The following is a 20,963-nucleotide window of genomic DNA, read 5'->3' as shown; positions in this document are numbered from 1 at the left end:
CTTTTGACTGCTTACGTCCTGATAGCTTGGCGCGCGTGCTGAACCGTCGCGGAATGGTGTGCGGCGTCGCCGCCTACGTGCTCTGGGGGCTGTTCCCCCTCTACTGGCCGCTGCTGAAGCCCGCCGGGGCGCTGGAGATCCTCGCCCACCGCGTCATGTGGTCGCTGGTCGCGGTGCTCGCCGTCCTCGCGGTCCGCCGGCAGTGGGCCTGGCTGCGGACGCTGACGCGGCGCCGCGTGGGGCTGCTGGCGGCGGCCGCGCTGGTGATCAGCGTCAACTGGGGCACCTACATCTACGCGGTGAACGCCGGGCGGACGATCGAGGCCGCGCTCGGCTACTTCATCAACCCGCTGATCAGCGTGGTGTTCGGGGTGCTGGTCTTCCGGGAGCGGCTGCGGCGCTGGCAGTGGGCGGCCGTCGGCCTCGGCGCCGCGGCGGTGCTGGTGCTGACCGTCGACTACGGGCGGCCGCCGTGGATCGCGCTCGTCCTCGCGTTCTCGTTCGGGACCTACGGGCTGGTCAAGAAGTTCGCCGACATGCCGTCCGCGGAGGGCCTGACGGTCGAGACGGCGGTGATGTTCGTCCCGGCGCTCGCCTTCGCGGCCGCGCTGGAGCTGCGCGGGGACGCGACGTTCGGCCACGAGGGCGCCGGGCAGGCGCTGCTGCTGGTCGGGGCGGGCGTGGTGACGGCGGTGCCGCTGCTGCTGTTCAACGCCGCGGCGGTCCGCGTCCCCATGACGACGATCGGGATGCTGCAGTACCTGGCGCCCGTCCTGCAGTTCCTCATCGGGCTGCTGGTGCAGCACGAGGAGATGCCGCCGAGCCGCTGGGCGGGGTTCCTGCTGGTCTGGCTGGCGCTCGTGACGCTGACGTGGGACGGGCTCCGCAGCGGGCGGCGGGCCCGGCGGGCGGCGCGGCCGGTGCCGGGGACGGCGTCCTGACAGTCGCTGTCACATGTCGCACTACAGCAACTTTTCCCGTTTCGTAGACATCTATGGAGAGGACGGCCCGCACGCACTAAAGTGCCGGACGCCACACCCCCCGTCTACCGAGGAGTAGCCCTGTGCGCCTGCTGAGCATCACCGCGATCGGGGTGGCGATCGTCGCCGCCGGGATGGCGGCGCCGGCGAACGGCGAGGCCACCGCGAAGGGCCGCGTCGAGGCCGGTCCGGGCCTCGCCCGCCCCGGGGAGCGCATCAGCCTGACCGCGCCGGCCTGCCCGGACGGCGCGCGGCGGCACCTGGCCTCCTCGGCCGCCTTCGTCGCGGACGCGCAGCTCAGCACGGGGACGGGCGCCGGCCGCGGGACCGCGGTGCTGCGCTCGGACGCGCGGCCCGGGACGTACAAGATCACCGCTCGGTGCGGCACGCGTGCGACCACGGGCACGGTGAAGGTCACCAACCGGCGCACCTGGCCGGCCGTGCTCTCCAGCTCGCTGGACCCGAGCGCCACCCGCTGAACGCCGCGCAATTGGCGCGCGGGCACCCCCGGCGCATTTGTTCCCGACCACCGGCGCATTTACCGAAAAGAAAAGGCGGCCGCCCTCTCCGGACGGCCGCTTTTCGCATGGACCGGCACCCGGGGATGCGCGGTACCGACCGGCCGGTCGCGCAATGGCGGGCAGGGTGACGAGCGTCACACACCGGTCGGTGAACTTTCTACCATCGCGCTCCTTGAGGAGTGTTTTTTGCCATGTGATACTTCCGTCGAAACGCTCAAAACACCCAGGGATTGCGCAAGCACCCCAAAACCGGGGATGCGCGCGAGCCCGCCCGAGCAACCGACGGCACAGCGCGAGGGGCAGCACAGAGTGGCCAGCACCAGCATCAGCGGCCGGTACGGCCCGCCCGTCACCCCTCCCCCCGCACGGATCCGCCCGTGATCGACGGTGCCGGCACCGCCCGGTACCCCGACACTCCCCCCGCCGCCGCCGCGGCCGGGATCGCCGGCGCCGCCGCCGACCTGGTCCGCGGCCTCGTCGCCTGGCCCTGGGGGCAGGTCGCGCCCTCGGTCTACGAGACGGGCCGGCTCGTCACGCTGGTCCCCTGGCTGACCGGCGACGGCGAGCGCGTCGCCTACCTGCTGCGCGAGCAGCGGACCGACGGCGGCTGGGGCGCCCCCGACGACGGCTACGCCCTCGTCCCGACCCTCAGCGCCGTCGAGGCGCTGCTGTCGGTCGCGCACCGGCCCGGACGCGGCGCCGACCCGGCCGTGATCGCCGCCGCCGAGGGCGGCCTCGCCAAGCTCGCCGCGATGCTGCCCGGCCCCGGCCGCGACCGGCTGCCCGACATGCCGGCGATCGAGCTGATCGTGCCGTCGCTCGCCGCGCGCATCGCCCGCCACCTCGCGGACCCGCCCGCCGGCCTCGCGCACCGGCGCGGCCTCGTCCTGCCGCTCCCCGCCGGGATGGGCGAGGAGAAGATCGGCCACATCCGCACCGCGCTCGCCGCGGGCGTCCAGATCCCGCAGAAGCTGCTGCACGCCCTGGAGATCGCCGGGGACGCCGCCCGCGGCCTGCCCGGCGTCCGCCCCGAGCAGACCGGCACGATCGGCGCCTCCCCCGCCGCGACCGCCGCCTGGCTCGGCGACCGCCCGCCCGCCGACCCGAGCCACCCGGCGCGCTGGCACCTGGAGACGGTGTCGGACTGGCACGGCGGGCCCGTCCCCGTCGGCTACCCCCTCACCGTGTTCGAGCGCGGCTGGGTCCTCGCCTGGCTGGCGCGCGCCGGCGTCCCCGTGCACGTCCCGCCCGAGCTCGTCCTCAGCCTGACCGCGCCGATCGGCGAGGGCGGCACCCCCGCCGCCGCCGGGCTGCCCGCCGACGCCGACACCACCGCGGGCGCCCTGTACGCGCTCGCGCTGCTCGGCGCCCCGCACCGGCCCGACGCGCTCTGGGCGTACGAGACGCCCTCCCACTTCTGCACCTGGACCGGCGAGGACGGCTTCTCCATCACCACCAACGCCCACGTGCTGGAGGCGTTCGGCGGCTACCTGGAGAGCGGCGGCGCCGACGACGACCCGCGCTACGCCGCCACCGTCGTCAAGACCGCCGGCTGGCTCCGCCTCCAGCAGCGCGACGACGGCAGCTGGACCGACCGCTGGCACGCCTCCCCCTACTACGCCACCGTCTGCTGCGCCCTCGCCCTGGAACGCTTCGGCGGCGCCGCGGCCGGCGGGGCCGTCGAGCGCGCGCGCAGGTGGGTGCTCGACACCCAGCGCCCCGACGGCTCCTGGGGGCACTGGCAGGGCACCGCCGAGGAGACCGCGTACGCGGTGCAGATCCTGCTCATGACCGGCGGCCCCGACCCCGCCTGCACGGACGCCGCGCGCCGCGCCGCGCCCGTCCTCGCCGCCGCGCTGGACGGCGACGGCACGGACGGCGCGCCGGCCATGTGGCACGACAAGGACCTCTACCGCCCGACCGCGATCGTCCGGGCCGCGGTCGTGGCCGCCGCGCATCTCCTGGAGTCCGCAAGCGGACTTATGGATAAGTGAAATAAACCACAACGAAGGTACTCGACAAACGTCCCGGAGTCATCCGTTCGCCTTGAGTGTATTTGTTCACGTTGGTAGGGTTCTTCGTTGTGCGGAGCCTTCTCGTAGGTTCCCCACCCCCCGCACGCGAAGTGTCCCGCGACCCTGAAAACGGCCCGGCCGAGTTCGCGGACTCTCCTTACCAATTGTTGGGTCGGTTGTTGAATGCACTGCGGCAGAGACCGCCCCTGGACGGACGGCGCGGCCCCGCCGTCCGAGGCGCGCGCGGCCCGTCCCGGCCCGCCGCGCACCGCCGTGCCGCCCGCCCCCGACCAGCCGGAGGAGCAGCACCCCGTGCCCGATGACCCGACGACCCCGTCCGGCCTGCCCGTCCGGGTGCCGCAGACGAGTCTCGCCCCGCCGCTGCGCGAGGACGACCCCGCGACCGAGAACCCCCCCGAGCCCGCCCGGTCGCCCGCGGACATCAAGCGGATCATGGGCTCCTACCAGCGCGGCATCCGCCGCGGCCGCGAGGCGACGGCCGAGCGCTCTGAAGGCGAGGACGAGCAGTGATGCAGAAGGCGGGTTCGGCGGCCGATCTCGGATGGCTGCTGGACGACCTGATCGGCCGGCTCCCGCACGCCCGCCACGCGGTCGTGCTGTCCGCCGACGGCCTGCTGATGGCCTCCTCGGCGGCCATGTCGCAGGACGACGGCGAGCACCTGGCCGCCGTCGCGGCGGGCATCCAAAGCCTCGCCAAGGGCGCCGGCACCCGGTTCGGCGGCGGCGCGGTGCGCCAGACCATCGTGGAGATGCAGTCGGCGTTCATGCTGGTCACCGTCGCCGGCAAGGGCGCCTGCCTCGCCGTGCTGAGCGACGAGGAGGCCGACGTCGGCCTGATCGCCTACGAGATGGCCATGCTCGTCACCAGCATGGGCCACCACCTGTCGACCCCCACGCGTTCCGAGACCGCCGCACCGGAGAGCCGTCCCACGTCATGATGCCGCCCGAGGACCCGCCGCAGGAGCGCTGGCCGGAGGAGCAACCGCAGCCGCAGCCGCAGCCCTGGCCGGCCGCGCAGCAGGCCGACCCGTGGACGGCCGAGGCCGCCGGCCCCATGGTCCGCCCCTACGTGATGACCAGCGGGCGGATCGAACCGACCCGCGGCCACTTCGACCTCATCACGATGGTCGTCGCCGCCGGCCCCGAGCCCGAGGCGCGCCCCGGGCTCGGCCCCGAGCACCTGGCGATCCTGCGGCTCAGCCAGGCCGCGATCTCGGTCGCCGAGCTGACCGGCCTGCTGGACCTGCCGGTCGCGACCGTCCGGGTCCTGCTCGGCGACCTGCTCGACCAGAGCCTCATCACCTTGCAGGAACCCGAACCGGAAGCTGACATGCACGACATCAGGCTCTACCAGGCGGTGATCGATGGCCTCCGAGCGCTCTGAGCCGGCCCGCCGGCTGCCCACCGCGGTCAAGATCGTGATCGCGGGCGGGTTCGGCGTCGGCAAGACGACCATGGTCGGGACGGTCTCGGAGACCCGGCCGCTGCGCACCGAGGAGATCCTCACCGACGAGAGCGTCGGCGTCGACGACGTGTCGGGCGTGGAGCGCAAGAAGACCACCACCGTCGCGATGGACTTCGGGCGCATCACCATGCGCGACGAGTACGTCCTCTACCTGTTCGGCACCCCCGGCCAGGAGCGCTTCTGGTTCATGTGGGACGAGGTCGCGCTCGGCGCGCTCGGCGCCGTCGTCCTCGCCGACACCCGGCGGCTGTCGGACTGCTTCCCCTCGGTCGACTACTTCGAGCGGCGCGGCACGCCGTTCGTCGTCGCGGTCAACTGCTTCGAGGGCGAGCAGCGGTTCGAGCTCGGCGAGATCCAGCAGGCGCTGAACCTCGGCCCGGCGGTGCCGGTCATGCTGTGCGACGCGCGCAGCCTGGAGTCGTGCAAGCGCGTCCTCATCGACATGGTGCTGCACGCCATGAAGGCCCGCGGCCTCGCCGCCGAGCCGCAGCGCGCCTGACGGCGGGCCGGGCCGCACGGGGGACCGCGCGGCCCGGCGCCGGCCGGTGCGGGTCAGCCCGTGCGGGTGACCCCGGTCAGCCGGTGCGGGTGACGACGTAGTCGCAGAGGCCGAGGAACGCCTCGCGGGCCGGGATGTCCGGGAGCGTCATCAGCTCGGTGCGGGCGTCGTCGGTCCAGCGGCGCAGGTCGGTGCGGGCGCGGTCCATCGCCGGATGGGCGCGGAGCAGGGCGAGGGCCTCGGCGTGCAGGGCGTCGTCGGTGAGGTCGGCGTCCAGCAGCTCGCGCAGGCGCGCGTCGTCGGGGCCGGTGGCGTCGCCCTGGAGGACCAGGTGCATCGGCAGGGTGCGGATGCCCTCGCGCAGGTCGGTGCCGGGGGTCTTGCCCGACTGCTCGGCCTCGGAGGCGATGTCCAGGATGTCGTCGGACAGCTGGAACGCGATGCCGATCTTCTCGCAGGCCGAGGTGACGGTGTCGACGACGTGCGCGGGCGCGCCCGCCAGCAGCGCCCCGAACTGGCCGGACACCGCGATCAGCGAGCCGGTCTTGTCGGCGACGACCTGGAGGTAGTGCTTCAGCGGGTCGCCGCCCTCGGGGACGCCGACGGTCTCCTGGATCTGCCCGCGGACGAGGCGGGCGAACGCGCGGGCCTGGATGCGGACGGCGTCGGGGCCGAGGTCGGCGAGCAGGTCCGAGGCGCGGGCGAACAGGTAGTCGCCGGTGAGGATCGCGACGGTGTTGGTCCACCGCGAGTTCGCCGACTCCTGCCCCCGCCGGACGGGCGCCTCGTCCATGACGTCGTCGTGGTAGAGCGTCGCGAGGTGCGTGAGCTCGACGACGACGGCGGCGGGGACGACGCCGGGGGCGTCCTTGTCGCCGAACTGGGCGGCGAGGACGACGAGCATCGCGCGGAAGCGCTTGCCGCCGGCCTCGACCAGGTGCTTGGACGCCTGGGTGAGCAGCGGATCGTCGCTCTGCACCGACTCCAGCAGCAGGGCCTCGACGGCGGCGAGACCCTCGCGGGCGTCGGCGGCGAGGCCGGCGTCGATGGGCAGGCCGAAGGGGCCCGAAGCCACGGTGGCCTGCCCACCCGGACGCGCGGCGGAAGCGCTACTCACCCAAACCCCCTACCGGATCACTACCGGACGAACATCTGTGTCGCGGCATGCCCCGCAAGGTCCAGCACCGGCTGGGGGAGCACACCGAGTACCACAGTAGCCGCCAGCCCGAGCGCGACCGCAGCCGCGGTCACCGGGGCGGCGACGACGGTGGGTCCGTCGGCCTCCGGCTCGCTGAAGAACATCACCACGATGACCCGGACGTAGAAGAACGCCGCGATCGCCGACGACAGCACGCCGACGACGACGAGGGGCGTCGCGCCGGCCTCGACGGCCGCCTTGAACACCGCGAACTTGCCGGTGAAGCCGCTGGTGAGCGGGATTCCGGCGAAGGCGAGGAGGAAGAAGGCGAACGCGCCGGCGACGACCGGGGAGCGCTTGCCGAGGCCCGCCCAGCGCGACAGGTGGGCGGCCTCGCCGCCCGTGTCGCGGACCATGGTGATGACGGCGAACGCGCCGATGGTGGTGAAGCCGTAGGCGACCAGGTAGAACAGGGTGCTCGACAGGCCGTCGGTGGAGGTGGCGATGACGCCCGTCAGCAGGAAGCCGGCGTGCGCGATCGAGGAGTAGGCGAGCATCCGCTTGAGGTCGGTCTGCGTGATCGCGATGATCGCGCCGGCGACCATGGTGAGGATCGCCACGCCCCACATGGCGGGCCGCCAGTCCCACTTCAGGTGCTCCAGGCCGACGTAGTAGACCCGCAGCATCGCGCCGAACGCGGCGACGAGGGTGCAGGACGCCATGAGCGCGGTGATCGGCGTCGGGGCGCCCTGGTAGACGTCGGGCTTCCACATGTGGAAGGGGACGGCGCCGAGCTTGAACAGCAGCCCGACGGACAGGAGCGCGACGCCGGCGAGGAGCAGCGTCTCGCTGCCGGCGTCCTTGTCGAGCTGGGCGGCGATGTCGCCGAGGCGGACCGAGCCGGCGTAGCCGTACAGCAGCGCCGTGCCGTACAGGAAGAACGCCGAGGAGAACGCGCCGAGCAGGAAGTACTTGACCGCCGCCTCCTGGGAGAGGAGGCGCCGCCGGCGGGCGAGGCCGCACAGCAGGTAGAGCGGCAGCGACATGACCTCCAGCGCGACGAACATCGTCAGGAGGTCGTTGGACGCCGGGAACATCAGCATGCCGCCGACGGCGAACAGCATCAGCGGGAAGACCTCGGTCTGGACGATCCCGGCCGCGGTGGTCTCCTGCTCGGCCTCGGTGCCCGGCAGCGCCGACGCCTGCGCGGTGAAGTGCGCGTTGCGGCGTTCGGCGATCAGCATGAGGCTGAGGATCGCCAGGATGAGGATGGTGCCCTGCAGGAACAGCGTCGGGCCGTCGACGCCGATGGCGCCCTCGGCGGCGACGTGGTGGGGCTTGCTGTCGGCGGCGAGCCAGATCGTCCAGCCGAGCGCGCCGACGAGGCCGAGCGCGGTGAGGGTGACCTGGGCGCCGAAGCGGGCGGCGCGGCCCGCGAACGCCTCGACGAGGACGCCGACGAGCGCGGCGCCGAAGACCAGCAGGGTCGGGCCGAGCTGGTCGTACTCGATGTGGGGGGCCGGGATGTCGGCCCCCTGCGCCAGCAGCGTGCTCGCGGTCATGGACGCGCTCCGTTCTCCGCGACGTTGATCTTGGGGGCCGGGTCCTGGCGGTCGACCCGGGCCAGCGTCTGCTTCACCGAGGGGTTGATGACGTCCAGCACCGGCTGCGGGAAGAAGCCCATCGCCACGATGATCGCGATGATGGGGGCGACGACGAGCTTCTCCCGGGCCGACAGGTCCGGCATGGCCCGCACCGACTCGACGGCGGGGCCGCCCATGGTCCGCTGGTAGGTCCACAGGATGTAGATGGCGGCGAGGACGATGCCGACGGCGGCGATCGCCGCCGGGACGCGGTACCGGCCGAAGGTGCCGGTGAGCACCATGAACTCCGACACGAACGGCGACAGGCCCGGCAGGGACAGCCCGGACAGGCCGGCGATCAGGAACGTCCCGGCGAGGACGGGCGCGACCTTCTGCACGCCGCCGAAGTCGGAGATCCTCGCCGACCGGCGCCGCACGATCATGAAGCCGACGACGAGGAACAGCGCGCCGGTGGAGAACCCGTGGTTGACCATGTAGAGCGCCGCGCCGGACTGGCCGGCGGTCGTCATCGCGAAGATGCCGAGGACGATGAACCCGAAGTGCGACACCGAGGTGTAGGCGACGAGGCGCTTCAGGTCGACCTGGCCGATCGCGAGGACCGCGCCGTAGATGATGCTGACGACGGCGAGGGCGAGGACGACCGGGGTCGCCCACTTGGCGGCGCCGGGGAACAGCTCCAGGCAGAACCGGAGCATGCCGTAGGTGCCCACCTTGTCGAGGACGCCGACGACGAGGACGAGCGATCCGGCCGGGGACTGCGCGGCGGCGTCCGGCAGCCAGGTGTGCACCGGCACCATCGGCGCCTTGATCGCGAAGGCGATGAAGAAGCCGAGGAACAGCCACTTGGCGGTGGTCGGGTCGACGTGCAGGCCGCGCAGCTCCTCGAACAGGAAGGTGCCGTGGCCGAGGCCGCCCTCGGCTGGCGGCTTCGCCGACAGCGGGTACAGCCAGATGACCGAGACCAGCATCAGCAGGCCGCCGAGCAGCGAGTACAGCAGGAACTTCACCGCGGCGTAGGAGCGCTGCGGGCCGCCGTAGGACCCGATGATGAAGTACACCGGGACGAGCATCGCCTCGAAGAAGACGTAGAACAGGAACACGTCGGTCGCCGCGAAGACGCCGATCATCATCGCTTCCAGGGCGAGGAGCAGCGCGAAGTAGGTCTTCACCGACCGCTTCGGCGGGGTGCCGTCGACGCCGCCGGACCGGTCGGCGTCGGTCCAGGACGCCAGCACCACCAGCGGGACGAGGATCACCGACAGGACGATCAGGGTGAGCGCGACGCCGTCGGCGCCGAGCGCCCAGTGCACCCCGAACTCCTTGATCCACCAGTGCGTCTCGGTGAACTGGAACCGGTCGCCGCCGGTGTCGAAGCGCGCCGCCATGACGAGCGCGAGGACCGTCACGGCGAGGGAGAAGGCGAGGGCGACCTGCTTGGCGAGCTTCTCGCGGGCGGTCGGCAGCAGCGCGACCGCCAGCGCGCCGACGAGCGGCAGCGCGATCAGCAGGGACAGCCAGGGGAAGTCGTTCACGTGACGTTCACCACCAGGAGCGCGGCCAGGGCGAGCGCCGCGCCGAAGAACATGGAGAGGGCGTAGGAGCGGGCGAAGCCGGTCTGGACGCGGCGGACGCGGCCCGAGGTGCCGCCGACGCCCGCGGCGATGCCGTTGACGGCGCCGTCGACGCCCCGGTTGTCGAACCAGACCGCGAGGCGGGTCAGCCACTGGCCGGGGCGCATGAGGAGCGACTCGTTGAGCGCGTCGCCGTACAGGTCGCGGCGGGCCGCGACGGTGACGAACGAGCCCTTCGGGGCCTCCACCGGGACCTTGCGGGCGCCGTACTGGCGCCAGGCGATCGCCGCGCCGACGAGCATGAGGACGAAGGTCGCGGTCCCCGGGATGCTGATCCACTTGAAGCCGTGCTCCTCGGGCTCCCCGACGACCGGCGCGAGCCAGTCGGAGAAGCCGCCGAGGATGAGGAACCCGCCCATCCCGACCGAGCCGACGGCGAGGACGATCAGCGGGACCGTCATCACCTTCGGGGACTCGTGCGGGTGCACGTCCTCCTGCCAGCGCTTCTCGCCGAAGAACGTCAGGAACATCACCCGCGACATGTAGTACGCGGTGATGCCGGCGCCGAGGAGCGCGCAGCCGCCGAGGATCGCGCCGGACGTGCCGCCCTTCTCGAACGCGGCCTCGATGATGCTGTCCTTGGTGAACCAGCCCGACAGGAACGGGAACCCGATGATGGCGAGGTAGCCGAGCCCGAAGGTCGCGAAGGTGACCTTCATGTACTTCCACAGGCCGCCGTAGTGGCGCATGTTCACGTCGTCGTTCATGCCGTGCATGATCGAGCCGGCGCCGAGGAACAGGCCCGCCTTGAAGAAGCCGTGCGCGATGAGGTGCGCGATGGCGAGGGCGTAGCCGGCCTTGCCGAGCCCGGCGGCGAGGTGCATGTAGCCGATCTGCGACATCGTCGAGCCGGCGAGGGCCTTCTTGATGTCGTCCTTGCCGCACCCGATGATCGCACCGGCGAGGAGCGTCGCCGCGCCCACGATGGTGACGACGAGGCGCGCCGTGTCGGACATCTCGAAGATCGGCCCGGACCGGACGATCAGGTAGACGCCGGCGGTGACCATCGTCGCGGCGTGGATGAGCGCCGACACCGGGGTCGGGCCCTCCATCGCGTCCAGCAGCCACGACTGGAGCGGGAGCTGCGCGGACTTGCCGCAGGCGCCGAGCAGCAGGAGCAGCCCGAGCGCCGTCGCGGTGCCCGAGCCGAGCCGCGCGGCGGCGCCGACGTGCTCGGCGCCGGTGCCGAGGATCTGGTCGAAGCCGGAGGTGCCGAACACGCTGAACATGAGCATCAGCGCGCCGACCATGCCGAGGTCGCCGACGCGGTTGACGACGAACGCCTTCTTGGCCGCCGTCGCCGCCGTCGGCTTGTCCTGCCAGAACCCGATGAGCAGGTAGGACGCGAGACCGACGCCCTCCCAGCCGAGGAAGGTGACGGTGTAGTTGCCGCCGAGGACGAGCGTCAGCATCGCCGCGACGAACAGGTTCAGGTAGGCGAAGAACCGGCGCCGGTCGGGGTCGTGCGCCATGTAGCCGATGGAGTAGATGTGGATCAGCGAGCCGACGCCGGTGATGAGCAGCACGAAGCTGATCGACAGCGGGTCGAGCAGCAGGTCCGCGCCGACCTTCACGGTGCCGGCGTCGATGAAGTCCCACAGGTGCAGGGTGCGGCGCCGCTCCTCGGCGCCGTACCCGAGCATCTGCACGAACGCGGCGACGCCGACGGCGAACGAGGCGAGCGACATCGTGGTGCCGAGCAGGTGCCCCCACCTGTCGGTGCGGCGCCCGCCGAGGAGCAGGATCGCCGCGCCCGCGAGGGGCAGGGCGATCAGAAGCCAGGCCACGGCCTGGAAGCCTTCCGCTTTCATGCCCCGCCTCTCAGTACTTCAGCAGGTTCGCGTCGTCGACCGACGAGGACCTGCGGGTCCGGAAGATGGTCATGATGATCGCCAGGCCGACCACGACCTCCGCCGCGGCCACCACCATCACGAAGAACGCGATGATCTGGCCGTCCAGCCTGCCGTGCATCCGGGCGAAGGTGACGAACGCCAGGTTGGTGGCGTTCAGCATGAGCTCGACGCACATGAACACCACGATGGCGTTGCGGCGCACGAGGACGCCGAGGCCGCCGATGGTGAACAGGATCGCCGACAGTGCGATGTAGTGGCCGGGGCTCACCGGTCGCCCTCCCCTTCGGAGACGCCGCCGGAGCGGACGACGGCGCGGCCCTCGGCGGCGGCGCCCGCGCCGCGCGCGGTCGCCGCCCGGACGGCCTCGACGTCGTGCTCCAGGGCCTGCTGCTCGGTCTCGCCGTGCAGGTCGCTGTGCATGTGGGCGGTGCCCTCGCGGGCCGCGATGACGGGGTTCACCGACAGCTCCGAGGGGGTGCCGTCGGGCAGCAGCGCCGGCATGTCGACCGCGTTGTGGCGGGCGTAGGTGCCGGGGCCGGGCAGCGGGCCGGGGTGGTCGCCGGACTTGAAGCGCGCCACCGACAGGTCCTTCTGCGTCTTCTTCGGCGCGGTGCGCTCGCGGTGCGCCAGCACCATCGCGCCGAGCGCGGCGGTGATGAGCAGCGCGCTCGTCGCCTCGAACGCGAAGACGTACTTGGTGAACAGCAACCGGGCGAGGCCGACGACGTTGCCCTCGGCGTTGGCCTGCTTCAGGCCGGCCGAGTCGCCGAGGGAGGCGTTGCCGAGGCCGGCGACCAGCAGGACGAGGAAGCCGAGCGCGGCGACCGTCCCCCAGAGGCGCTGCCCGCGGATCGTCTCGACGAGCGAGTCGGTCGAGGACACCCCGACGAGCATGAGGACGAACAGGAACAGCATCAGCACCGCGCCGGTGTAGACGATGACCTGCACGAACGCCAGGAACGGCGCGTCCTGCACCGCGTACAGCGCGGCGAGCGAGAGCATCACCGCGGCGAGGAGCAGCGCCGAGTGCACCGCCTTCCGCATGAAGATCATGCCGAGGGCGGCGCAGACCGACACGGCGGCCAGCACCCAGAACAGGAACGCCTCGCCCGGCTGGGCGTCGGCGACCCGGGCCGCCAGCACGGCGGCGCCCGCCGGGACGGCAGTGCTCCCCGGTGCGACAAGGGCGGTCATTTGCGGTCACTTCCTTCGTCCGGCTGGAGTCCGAGGCGGTAGTACTCCTCCTCGGACTCGCCGAGCCGCATCGCGTGCGGCGGCCGCTCCATGCCCTCGCGCAGCGGCGCGAGCAGCATGTCCTTGGTGTAGATGAGCGACTCGCGGCTGTCGTCGGCGAGCTCGTACTCGTTGGTCATCGTGAGCGCCCGCGTCGGGCACGCCTCGATGCAGAGGCCGCAGAGGATGCAGCGCAGGTAGTTGATCTGGTAGACGCGGCCGTACCGCTCGCCCGGCGAGAAGCGCTCCTCGGCGGTGTTGTCGGCGCCCTCCACGAAGATGGCGTCGGCGGGGCACGCCCAGGCGCACAGCTCGCAGCCGACGCACTTCTCCAGGCCGTCGGGCCAGCGGTTCAGCTGGTGCCGGCCGTGGAAGCGGGGGGCCGTCGGCTTCTTCACCTCGGGGTACTGGACGGTCTCGCTCTTCACGAACATCTGGTGGAACGAGACCCCGAACCCCTTGACCGGGTTCAGGAAGTCAGTGAATCCCACTGGTGACCTCCTTACGCGAGGTGTCGGTGGCGGGGGCGACGGCCGGGGCCGCCGCCGGGCGCCCGTGGTAGTGGGGTGCGTCCAGCGGCGGGACGGGGAAGCCGCCCGCGGCCGGGTCGGCGGACTCCGCGGCCGGCGCGGCGTCGGGCTTCTTCCCGCCGCGCAGCAGCTCCCAGGCGATCGTCCCGGCCAGCACCAGCGCCGCGAGGATCACGATGTAGATGAACAGCGACCCGACGGCGTGGCCCTCGTTCTTCAGCGCCCGGATCGTCGCGACGACGAGGATCCAGCCGATCGAGACCGGCATGAGGACCTTCCAGCCGAGCTTCATCAGCTGGTCGTAGCGGACGCGCGGCAGCGAGCCGCGCAGCCAGATGAAGAAGAAGATGAACAGCCAGATCTTCACCAGGAACCACAGCACCGGCCACCAGCCGGTGTTGGCGCCCGCCCACACCGTGGAGATGGGCGCCGGCGCCCGCCAGCCGCCGAGGAACAGGGTGGTCGCGAGGGCCGACAGCGTCGCCAGGTTGATGTACTCGGCGAGGAAGAACATCGCGAACTTCAGCGAGGAGTACTCGGTGTGGAAGCCGCCGACCAGCTCGCCCTCGCCCTCGGGCAGGTCGAAGGGGATGCGGTTGGACTCGCCCATCATCGTGATGACGTAGATGATGAACGACGGCAGCAGCAGCACCGCGTACCAGACGTGCTCCTGGCCCGCGACGATCCCGCTGGTCGACATCGTCCCGGCGAACAGGAACACCGCGACGAACGACAGCCCCATCGCGATCTCGTAGGAGATCACCTGCGCGGACGAGCGGAGCCCGCCGAGCAGCGAGTACGGCGACATCGACGACCAGCCGGCGAGGACGATGCCGTAGACGCCCATCGACGACATCGCCAGCACCAGCAGCACCGCGACCGGCAGGTCGGTGCCCTGCAGCGGCGTGTGGTGCCCGAACACCGACACCGTCGGCCCGAACGGGATGATGATGAAGGAGATGAACGCCGGCACCGCCGACAGGACGGGCGCGAGGACGAACACGAACTTGTCGACCTGGCGGGGGACGATGTCCTCCTTCAGCGCCAGCTTCACGCCGTCGGCGAGGCCCTGGAGCAGGCCGAACGGCCCGCACCGGTTGGGGCCGACGCGCAGCTGCATGCGGCTGATGACGCGGCGCTCGACCCACATCGACAGCAGCACCGTCAGCACCAGGAACACGAAGATCGCCAGCACCTTGCCGCCGATCAGCCACCAGGGATCCTGGCCGAAGGACGACAGGTTCGGATCCGAGGGCGCGGTTGCGTCAGCGAGCGGCCTCATGCACTACCTCCAGCCTGCGGGCCTTCCGGCGCGGGCTCCTCGCCGTCCGCGTCCTCCGCGAACGGCCTGTCGGTGATGGCCTGGTCGGACGCCTGCCGCTCGGCGAGGTTCGCGCGCAGCGCGGGGTCGTCCGCGACGGGCGTGCCGGTCGCGGTCGCCCCGGCGACGAGGCCCTCGTCGGCGCGGAGGGCGGACCGCAGGCCGCCCTGCGCGGCGGCGCCGTCCGGCGCGTCGACGACGAGCGCGCCGCCCGCCGTCTCCGGCACCGTCTCCGGCACCGCGTCCGGGGCGGGCGCGGCGGTGGCCGCGATGGCGACGACGTCGCCGGCGCCCGCACCGAGGTCCCGGTGCACGGCGGCGCCCGCCGAGTTGGTGGGCAGCCAGACGGTGCGGTCGGTCATGCCGGGCGTGACCTCCAGCGGCACCGTCACCGCGCCGCGCGGGCCGGTGACGGTGATCTCGGCGGCGCCGCCCGCCGGGACGCCGAGCTCCGCGGCGGTCGCCGGCGACAGCCGGGCCACGGCGGGCTTGGCGGTGCCGGCGAGGAACGGCTCGCCGTCCTGGAGGGTGCCGCGGTCGAGGAGCAGCCGCCACGTCGCGAGGACGGCCTCGCCGGCGGCGGGCTCGGCCCGGTAGGGCGGGGCGACGCCCGGCCCGTCGGGACGCGGCCCGCGGTGCGCGCCGAGCTCGGTCAGCTCGCGGCGCGCCGCCTCCGGGGCGGGCAGCCCGAGCCGGACCCCCATCTCCCCGGCGAGCAGGTCCAGGATCCGCAGGTCCGCCATCCGGTTGGAGGAGCGCAGCACCGTGTCGAACGGGCGGCCGCGGCCCTCCCAGTCGACGAACGTGCCGGACTTCTCGGCGACCGCCGCGACCGGCAGCACCACGTCCGCGCGGTCGGTGACGGCGCTCGGCCGCTGCTCCAGGCTCACCACGAACGGCGTCGCGTCCAGGGCGGCGAGGAACGCGTCCGCGTCCGGCAGGTCGTAGGGGTCGACGCCGCCGACGAGCAGCGCGCCGCGCTCGCCGCGCGCCGCCGCCGCCAGCAGGCCGGCGGTGTCGAGGCCCGGCGCGGCGGGCAGGTCCGCGCCGCCCCACACGGCCGCGACCTCGGCGCGGGCGGCGTCGTCGGCGACGGGGCGGCCGATCGGCAGCAGCGCCGGCAGCGCCCCCGCCTCGATCGCGCCGCGCTCCCCGGCCCGGCGCGGCACCCACGCGAGGCGGGCGCCGGTGACGGCGGCGAGCCGGACGAGGCTGGACAGCGCGCCGGGGCTCGTCGCGAGCCGCTCGCCGACCAGGACGACCGCGCCCGGCGACTCCAGCAGGCCCCGCACGTCCGCGACCTCGGCGTCGCCCGAGACGAGCGCGCCGAGGACCTCGGCCTCGGCGCCGGGCAGCGCCGGCAGCAGCGTCCCGCCGACCTTGGCGAGACCCCGCGACGCGAACGGCGCGACGCCGTACACGCGGAGCCCCTTCTTGCGGAACGCCTTGCGGAGCCGCAGGAAGACGATCGGCGACTCCTCCTCGGGCTCGAAGCCCGCGAGGAGCACGACCGGCGCGTTCTCCAGGTCGGAGTAGGCGACCTCGATGGGACGGCCCGCGACCGACGAGGCCAGGAAGTCGGCCTCCTCCGCCGAATGCGGCCGCGCCCGGAAGTCCACGTCGTTGGTGCCGAGGGCGACCCGCGCGAACTTGGCGTAGGCGTAGGCGTCCTCCAGAGTCAGACGACCGCCGGGCAGGACGCCCGCCCGTCCGCGCGCGCCCGCGAGACCGGCCGCGGCGGCGGCGAGCGCCTCGGGCCAGGACGCGGCCTCCAGCACGCCGCGCGCGTTGCGGACGAGCGGCTGCGTCAGGCGGTCCGGCTGGGTCGCGTAGGTGAACGCCCAGCGGCCCTTGTCGCAGTTCCACTCCTCGTTGACCTGCGGGTCGTCGCCCGCCAGCCGCCGCGTGATCTTCCCGCGGCGGTGGTCGGTGCGCAGCGCGCACCCGGACGCGCAGTGCTCGCAGGTGCTCGGCGCCGACACCAGGTCGAACGGCCGCGACCGGAACCGGTAGGCGGCGCCGGTGAGCGCGCCGACCGGGCAGATCTGCACCGTGTTGCCGGAGAAGTAGGACTGGAACGGCCGGTCCTCGGCGGTGCCGACCTGCTCCTTGGCGCCGCGCTCCAGCAGGTCGATGAACGCGTCCCCGGCGATCTGGTCGGAGAAGCGGGTGCAGCGGGCGCACTGGATGCAGCGCTCGCGGTCCAGCAGCACCTCGGTCGACAGGGCGAGCGGCTTCGGGAACGTCCGCTTGGCCTCCACGAACCGCGTCTCGCCGCGGCCGTTGGACATCGCCTGGTTCTGCAGCGGGCACTCGCCGCCCTTGTCGCAGACCGGGCAGTCCAGCGGGTGGTTGATGAGCAGCAGCTCCATGACGCCGTGCTGCGCCTTGTCGGCGACCTGCGACGTCAGCTGCGTCTTCACCACCATGCCGGGCATCACCGTGGTGGTGCACGACGCGGCGGGCTTCGGCATGCCGCGCCCGTTGCCCATGTCGGTGACCTCGACCAGGCACTGGCGGCAGGCGCCGACCGGGTCGAGCAGCGGGTGGTCGCAGAAGCGCGGGACCTGGATGCCGAGCAGCTCGGCGGCCCGGATGATCAGCGTCCCCTTGGGGACCTCGATCTCGAAGCCGTCGATGGTCAGCGCGACCATCTCGACCTGCTGCTGCTTCGGGTTGTTCTCGGTGACGGTCACTTGGCACCTGCCCAGAGGGTGGACTTGGCCGGGTCGAAGGGGCAGCCGCCCTGCTCGAAGTGCGCGACGTACTCGTCGCGGAAGAGCTTGATGGACGACACCACCGGGCTCGTCGCGCCGTCGCCGAGCGCGCAGAACGACCGGCCGAGGATGTTGTCGGACAGGTCCAGGAGCGTGTCGAGGTCCGCCTCGCTCCCCTGGCCCGCCTCCAGCCGCTTCAGCATCTGCTTGTACCAGTAGGTGCCCTCGCGGCACGGCGTGCACTTGCCGCACGACTCGTGCGCGTAGAACTCCGACCAGCGGAGGACGGCCCGCACCACGCAGACCGTCTCGTCGAAGATCTGCAGCGCGCGGGTGCCGAGCATCGACCCGGCCGCGCCCACGGACTCGAAGTCCAGCGGGACGTCCAGGTGCTCCTCGGTGAAGATCGGCGTGGACGAGCCGCCCGGCGTCCAGAACTTCAGCCGGTGGCCCTCGCGGATGCCGCCCGCCATGTCGAGCAGCTCGCGCAGCGTGATGCCGAGCGGCGCCTCGTACTGGCCGGGCCGCGTGACGTGGCCCGACAGCGAGAAGATGCCGAAGCCCTGCGACTTCTCGGTGCCCATGGAGGCGAACCACTCGGCGCCGTTGGCGACGATCGAGGGGACCGAGGCGATGGACTCGACGTTGTTGATGACGGTCGGCCCGCCGTACAGGCCCGCGACCGCCGGGAACGGCGGCTTCAGCCGGGGCTGCCCGCGGTAGCCCTCCAGCGAGTCCAGCAGCGCCGTCTCCTCGCCGCAGATGTAGGCGCCGGCGCCGGTGTGCACGACCAGCTCCAGGTCGTAGCCCGAGCCGAGGATGTCGGTGCCGAGGTAGCCCGCCTCGTACGCCTCGGCCACCGCCTGCTGGAGGCGGCGGATCACGTGCAGGACCTCGCCGCGCACGTAGATGAAGGCGTGGTTGGAGCGGATCGCGTAGGCGCTGATGATGACGCCCTCGACGAGCACGTGCGGGTTCGCCAGCATCAGCGGGATGTCCTTGCACGTGCCCGGCTCGGACTCGTCGGCGTTGACGACGAGGTAGCGCGGGTTCGGGCTGGACGGCGGCAGGAAGCCCCACTTCATGCCGGTGGGGAAGCCCGCGCCGCCGCGGCCGCGGAGGCCCGAGTCCTTGACCGCCTGCACGATCGCGTCCGGGTCCATGCCGAGCGCGGTGCGCAGCGCCCCGTACCCGCCCTCGCGCTCGTAGCCCGCGCGGGTGAAGGAGTCGGCCTGGTCCCAGTACTTGGTCAGGATGGGGGTGAGCGTGGTCACTTGTTGAGACCCTCCTGGCTGCCGGGCTTCACGTCGCCGCCGATGGGCTCGCCGGGCTCGTTCGGCGGCGGGTCGCCGACCTCGCCGGGCTTGACCGGCTCGTGCGGCGGCTCGTCCTCGGACGCGCGCGCCTGCTCGACCGTCGGCGCCTCCCAGCCGCGCTCCCTGGCGAGCTCCAGGCCGCGCAGCGACTCGGGGCCCGCCTGGACGCCCTCGTGCGCGCGCCCGTCGGGGAACCCGGCGAGGACGCGGGACGCCTGCTTCCACGAGCAGAGGCCCTGCGGGCCGCGGGAAGGAAGCACTTCCTTACCCGAGCGCAGGTCGTCGACCAGGCGCTTGGCGCGCTCGGGCGTCATGTTGTCGAAGAACTCCCAGTTGACCATCACCACGGGGGCGAAGTCGCAGGCCGCGTTGCACTCGATGCGCTCCAGCGACACCTTGCCGTCCGGCGTGGTCTCGTCGTGGCCGACGCCGGCGTGCTCCGACAGCTCCCGCCAGATCTCGTCGCCGCCCATCACCGCGCAGAGCGTGTTGATGCAGACGCCGACGTGGAACTCGCCCACCGGCTCGCGCTTGTACTGGGTGTAGAACGTCGCGACGCCCGTCACCTGCGCCGGCGTGATGCCGATCTGGTCGGCGCAGAACTCGATGCCGCGCCGGGTGATGTACCCGTCCTCGGACTGCACCAGGTGCAGCATTGGCAGCAGCGCCGACCGGGGCTTGGGGTAGCGGGCGATGATCTCCTTGGCGTCCCGCTCCAGCCGCGCGCGGGTCTCCAGGTCGTAGGGGTCGCCGCCCCCGTACGGGCGTTCGATCTGGAACACCTGGTCGGTCATCGGTCCACGCCTCCCATCACGGGGTCGATCGAGGCGACCGCGGCGATGACGTCGGCGACCATGCCGCCCTCGGCCATCGCGGGCGTCGCCTGAAGGTTGGTGAAGGACGGGTCGCGGAAGTGCACCCGGTAGGGGCGGGTGCCGCCGTCGGACACCACGTGCACGCCGAGCTCGCCGCGCGGCGACTCGATCGCCGCGTACGCCTGCCCGGCCGGCACCCGGAACCCCTCGGTCACCAGCTTGAAGTGGTGGATGAGGGCCTCCATCGAGGTGCCCATGATGTGCGCGATGTGCCGCGGCGAGTTGCCCATGCCGTCCGCGCCGATGGCCAGCTGCGCCGGCCACCCGATCTTCTTGTCCTGGATCATCACCGGGCCCTTGACCGTCTGCAGCCGCTCCACGCACTGCTCGACGATCCGCAGGGACTCCTCCATCTCCTTCATCCGGACCAGGTACCGGCCGTAGACGTCGGAGGTGGTCTGCGTGGCGACCTCGAAGTCGTAGGTCTCGTAGCCGCAGTAGGGCTGCGACTTGCGCAGATCCCACGGCAGCCCGGTCGAGCGGAGGACGGGGCCGGTGATCCCGAGCGCCATGCACCCGGTAAGGTCGAGATAGGCGACATCGACCGTCCGCGCCTTGTAGACGGGGTTGTCGTCCATCAGCTTGCGCAGCGCCCTGAACCGCTTCGGCATCCGGTCGAGGTAGTCCTGGAGCTTGCTCATCGCGCCGCTCGGCAGGTCCTGGGCGACGCCGCCCGGCCGCACGTACGCCATGTTCATCCGCAGGCCGGTGATCTCCTCGAACAGGTCGAGGGTGTACTCGCGCTCGATGAACCCGTTGAGCATGACGGTGGTGGCGCCGAGCTCCAGGCCGAACGTGGCGATCGCGACCAGGTGGGAGGAGATCCGGTTGAGCTCCATCATCATCACCCGGATGATCTGGGCCCGCTCGGGGATCGCGTCGGTGATCCCGAGCAGCCTCTCCACGCCGAGGCAGTACGCCGTCTCGTTGAAGATCGGCGCCAGGTAGTCCATCCGGGTGCAGAACGTGGTGCCCTGCGTCCAGGTGCGGAACTCCATGTTCTTCTCGATGCCGGTGTGCAGGTACCCGATGCCGACCCGGCAGTCGGTGACCGTCTCGCCGTCGAGCGTCAGGACGAGGCGGAGCACGCCGTGCGTCGACGGGTGCTGCGGCCCCATGTTGACGACGAGGCGCTCCTCGCCGGCGTCCGCGGCCTCCTTGACGATGCGGTCCCAGTCCTGGCCGCCCGCGTCGAAGACCCGGCCCTCCGCCGCGTCGTCCGCGGCGTAGGCGTCGTACTCGGT

General features: G+C 72.3%; 19 protein-coding genes. 7 read left to right on the top strand and 12 right to left on the bottom strand.

The annotated features are described in order from the left end of the window. The first annotated feature begins 53 nt into the window (after positions 1 to 53). From rarD to K1Y72_RS21975, 7 genes are all read left to right on the top strand, one after another. Positions 54 to 941: an EamA family transporter RarD gene (rarD, locus tag K1Y72_RS22005; protein WP_220168410.1), complete on the top strand. Its 888-nt coding sequence runs from the start codon at positions 54 to 56 to the stop codon at positions 939 to 941. 122 nt (positions 942 to 1,063) lie between these two features. Beyond that, positions 1,064 to 1,459, top strand: a complete 396-nt coding sequence (locus tag K1Y72_RS22000; RefSeq protein WP_220168300.1) for a hypothetical protein — start codon at positions 1,064 to 1,066, stop codon at positions 1,457 to 1,459. Between the two features lie 419 nt (positions 1,460 to 1,878). Further along, positions 1,879 to 3,495, top strand: a complete 1,617-nt coding sequence (locus K1Y72_RS21995; protein WP_308287179.1) for a prenyltransferase/squalene oxidase repeat-containing protein — start codon at positions 1,879 to 1,881, stop codon at positions 3,493 to 3,495. 204 nt (positions 3,496 to 3,699) lie between these two features. Further along, entirely contained in the window at positions 3,700 to 4,047 is a 348-nt protein-coding gene (locus tag K1Y72_RS21990) for a hypothetical protein (protein ID WP_220168299.1), read from the top strand. Beyond that, entirely contained in the window at positions 4,047 to 4,475 is a 429-nt protein-coding gene (locus K1Y72_RS21985) for a roadblock/LC7 domain-containing protein (RefSeq protein WP_220168298.1), read from the top strand. The genes K1Y72_RS21990 and K1Y72_RS21985 overlap by 1 nt, the downstream gene beginning before the upstream one ends. Further along, entirely contained in the window at positions 4,472 to 4,921 is a 450-nt protein-coding gene (locus K1Y72_RS21980) for a DUF742 domain-containing protein (RefSeq protein ID WP_220168297.1), read from the top strand. Before K1Y72_RS21985 ends, K1Y72_RS21980 begins: the two co-directional genes overlap by 4 nt. Further along, the gene (locus K1Y72_RS21975) at positions 4,902 to 5,501 is read left to right on the top strand and encodes a GTP-binding protein (protein WP_220168296.1); all 600 of its coding nucleotides are present in this window, start codon (positions 4,902 to 4,904) and stop codon (positions 5,499 to 5,501) included. The genes K1Y72_RS21980 and K1Y72_RS21975 overlap by 20 nt, the downstream gene beginning before the upstream one ends. A gap of 76 nt (positions 5,502 to 5,577) precedes the next feature. On the opposite strand, the gene K1Y72_RS21970 is transcribed toward K1Y72_RS21975, so the two are convergent. From K1Y72_RS21970 to K1Y72_RS21915, 12 genes are all read right to left on the bottom strand, one after another. After that, complete coding sequence (locus K1Y72_RS21970) at positions 5,578 to 6,576, bottom strand: polyprenyl synthetase family protein (protein WP_220168295.1); 999 nt, start codon at positions 6,574 to 6,576, stop codon at positions 5,578 to 5,580. Between the two features lie 62 nt (positions 6,577 to 6,638). Beyond that, a complete protein-coding gene (gene nuoN, locus K1Y72_RS21965) occupies positions 6,639 to 8,201 on the bottom strand; it encodes an NADH-quinone oxidoreductase subunit NuoN (protein WP_220168294.1) in 1,563 nt (520 codons plus the stop codon). After that, complete coding sequence (locus K1Y72_RS21960; RefSeq protein ID WP_220168293.1) at positions 8,198 to 9,775, bottom strand: NADH-quinone oxidoreductase subunit M; 1,578 nt, start codon at positions 9,773 to 9,775, stop codon at positions 8,198 to 8,200. Before K1Y72_RS21960 ends, nuoN begins: the two co-directional genes overlap by 4 nt. Beyond that, positions 9,772 to 11,685 (bottom strand): NADH-quinone oxidoreductase subunit L, encoded by a 1,914-nt coding sequence (gene nuoL, locus K1Y72_RS21955; protein ID WP_220168292.1) that lies wholly within the window; start codon positions 11,683 to 11,685, stop codon positions 9,772 to 9,774. The genes K1Y72_RS21960 and nuoL overlap by 4 nt, the downstream gene beginning before the upstream one ends. Positions 11,686 to 11,695: 10 nt before the next feature. After that, positions 11,696 to 11,995 carry an NADH-quinone oxidoreductase subunit NuoK gene (nuoK, locus tag K1Y72_RS21950; RefSeq protein ID WP_220168291.1) on the bottom strand — a complete coding sequence of 100 codons (300 nt, stop codon included), beginning with the start codon at positions 11,993 to 11,995 and terminating at the stop codon, positions 11,696 to 11,698. After that, complete coding sequence (locus K1Y72_RS21945; RefSeq protein ID WP_220168290.1) at positions 11,992 to 12,921, bottom strand: NADH-quinone oxidoreductase subunit J; 930 nt, start codon at positions 12,919 to 12,921, stop codon at positions 11,992 to 11,994. The genes nuoK and K1Y72_RS21945 overlap by 4 nt, the downstream gene beginning before the upstream one ends. Beyond that, the gene (gene nuoI / locus K1Y72_RS21940) at positions 12,918 to 13,451 is read right to left on the bottom strand and encodes an NADH-quinone oxidoreductase subunit NuoI (protein ID WP_220168289.1); all 534 of its coding nucleotides are present in this window, start codon (positions 13,449 to 13,451) and stop codon (positions 12,918 to 12,920) included. Before nuoI ends, K1Y72_RS21945 begins: the two co-directional genes overlap by 4 nt. After that, complete coding sequence (gene nuoH / locus K1Y72_RS21935; protein ID WP_220168288.1) at positions 13,438 to 14,772, bottom strand: NADH-quinone oxidoreductase subunit NuoH; 1,335 nt, start codon at positions 14,770 to 14,772, stop codon at positions 13,438 to 13,440. The genes nuoI and nuoH overlap by 14 nt, the downstream gene beginning before the upstream one ends. Further along, positions 14,769 to 17,507: an NADH-quinone oxidoreductase subunit G gene (locus tag K1Y72_RS21930; protein WP_308287178.1), complete on the bottom strand. Its 2,739-nt coding sequence runs from the start codon at positions 17,505 to 17,507 to the stop codon at positions 14,769 to 14,771. The genes nuoH and K1Y72_RS21930 overlap by 4 nt, the downstream gene beginning before the upstream one ends. Beyond that, a complete protein-coding gene (nuoF, locus tag K1Y72_RS21925; RefSeq protein ID WP_220168287.1) occupies positions 17,504 to 18,802 on the bottom strand; it encodes an NADH-quinone oxidoreductase subunit NuoF in 1,299 nt (432 codons plus the stop codon). Before nuoF ends, K1Y72_RS21930 begins: the two co-directional genes overlap by 4 nt. Beyond that, positions 18,799 to 19,638 (bottom strand): NADH-quinone oxidoreductase subunit NuoE, encoded by an 840-nt coding sequence (gene nuoE, locus K1Y72_RS21920; protein WP_220168286.1) that lies wholly within the window; start codon positions 19,636 to 19,638, stop codon positions 18,799 to 18,801. The genes nuoF and nuoE overlap by 4 nt, the downstream gene beginning before the upstream one ends. Next, positions 19,635 to 20,885, bottom strand: a complete 1,251-nt coding sequence (locus tag K1Y72_RS21915) for an NADH-quinone oxidoreductase subunit D (protein WP_308287185.1) — start codon at positions 20,883 to 20,885, stop codon at positions 19,635 to 19,637. Before K1Y72_RS21915 ends, nuoE begins: the two co-directional genes overlap by 4 nt. Positions 20,886 to 20,963: the final 78 nt, after the last annotated feature.

The organism is Actinomadura parmotrematis (assembly GCF_019458805.1).
Lineage (GTDB): Bacteria > Actinomycetota > Actinomycetes > Streptosporangiales > Streptosporangiaceae > Spirillospora > Spirillospora parmotrematis.
This window is presented reverse-complemented; position numbering and strand designations above follow the sequence as displayed.

Coding starts and splice junctions, on each gene's coding strand:
- rarD (WP_220168410.1), top strand. CDS start 54: ATGGTGTGCGGCGTCGCCGCCTACGTGCTCTGGGGGCTGTTCCCCCTC.
- K1Y72_RS21990 (WP_220168299.1), top strand. CDS start 3,700: ATGCACTGCGGCAGAGACCGCCCCTGGACGGACGGCGCGGCCCCGCCG.
- K1Y72_RS21985 (WP_220168298.1), top strand. CDS start 4,047: ATGCAGAAGGCGGGTTCGGCGGCCGATCTCGGATGGCTGCTGGACGAC.
- K1Y72_RS21980 (WP_220168297.1), top strand. CDS start 4,472: ATGATGCCGCCCGAGGACCCGCCGCAGGAGCGCTGGCCGGAGGAGCAA.
- K1Y72_RS21975 (WP_220168296.1), top strand. CDS start 4,902: ATGGCCTCCGAGCGCTCTGAGCCGGCCCGCCGGCTGCCCACCGCGGTC.
- nuoN (WP_220168294.1), bottom strand. CDS start 8,201: ATGACCGCGAGCACGCTGCTGGCGCAGGGGGCCGACATCCCGGCCCCC.
- nuoL (WP_220168292.1), bottom strand. CDS start 11,685: ATGAAAGCGGAAGGCTTCCAGGCCGTGGCCTGGCTTCTGATCGCCCTG.
- K1Y72_RS21945 (WP_220168290.1), bottom strand. CDS start 12,921: ATGACCGCCCTTGTCGCACCGGGGAGCACTGCCGTCCCGGCGGGCGCC.
- nuoH (WP_220168288.1), bottom strand. CDS start 14,772: ATGAGGCCGCTCGCTGACGCAACCGCGCCCTCGGATCCGAACCTGTCG.
- nuoE (WP_220168286.1), bottom strand. CDS start 19,638: ATGACCGACCAGGTGTTCCAGATCGAACGCCCGTACGGGGGCGGCGAC.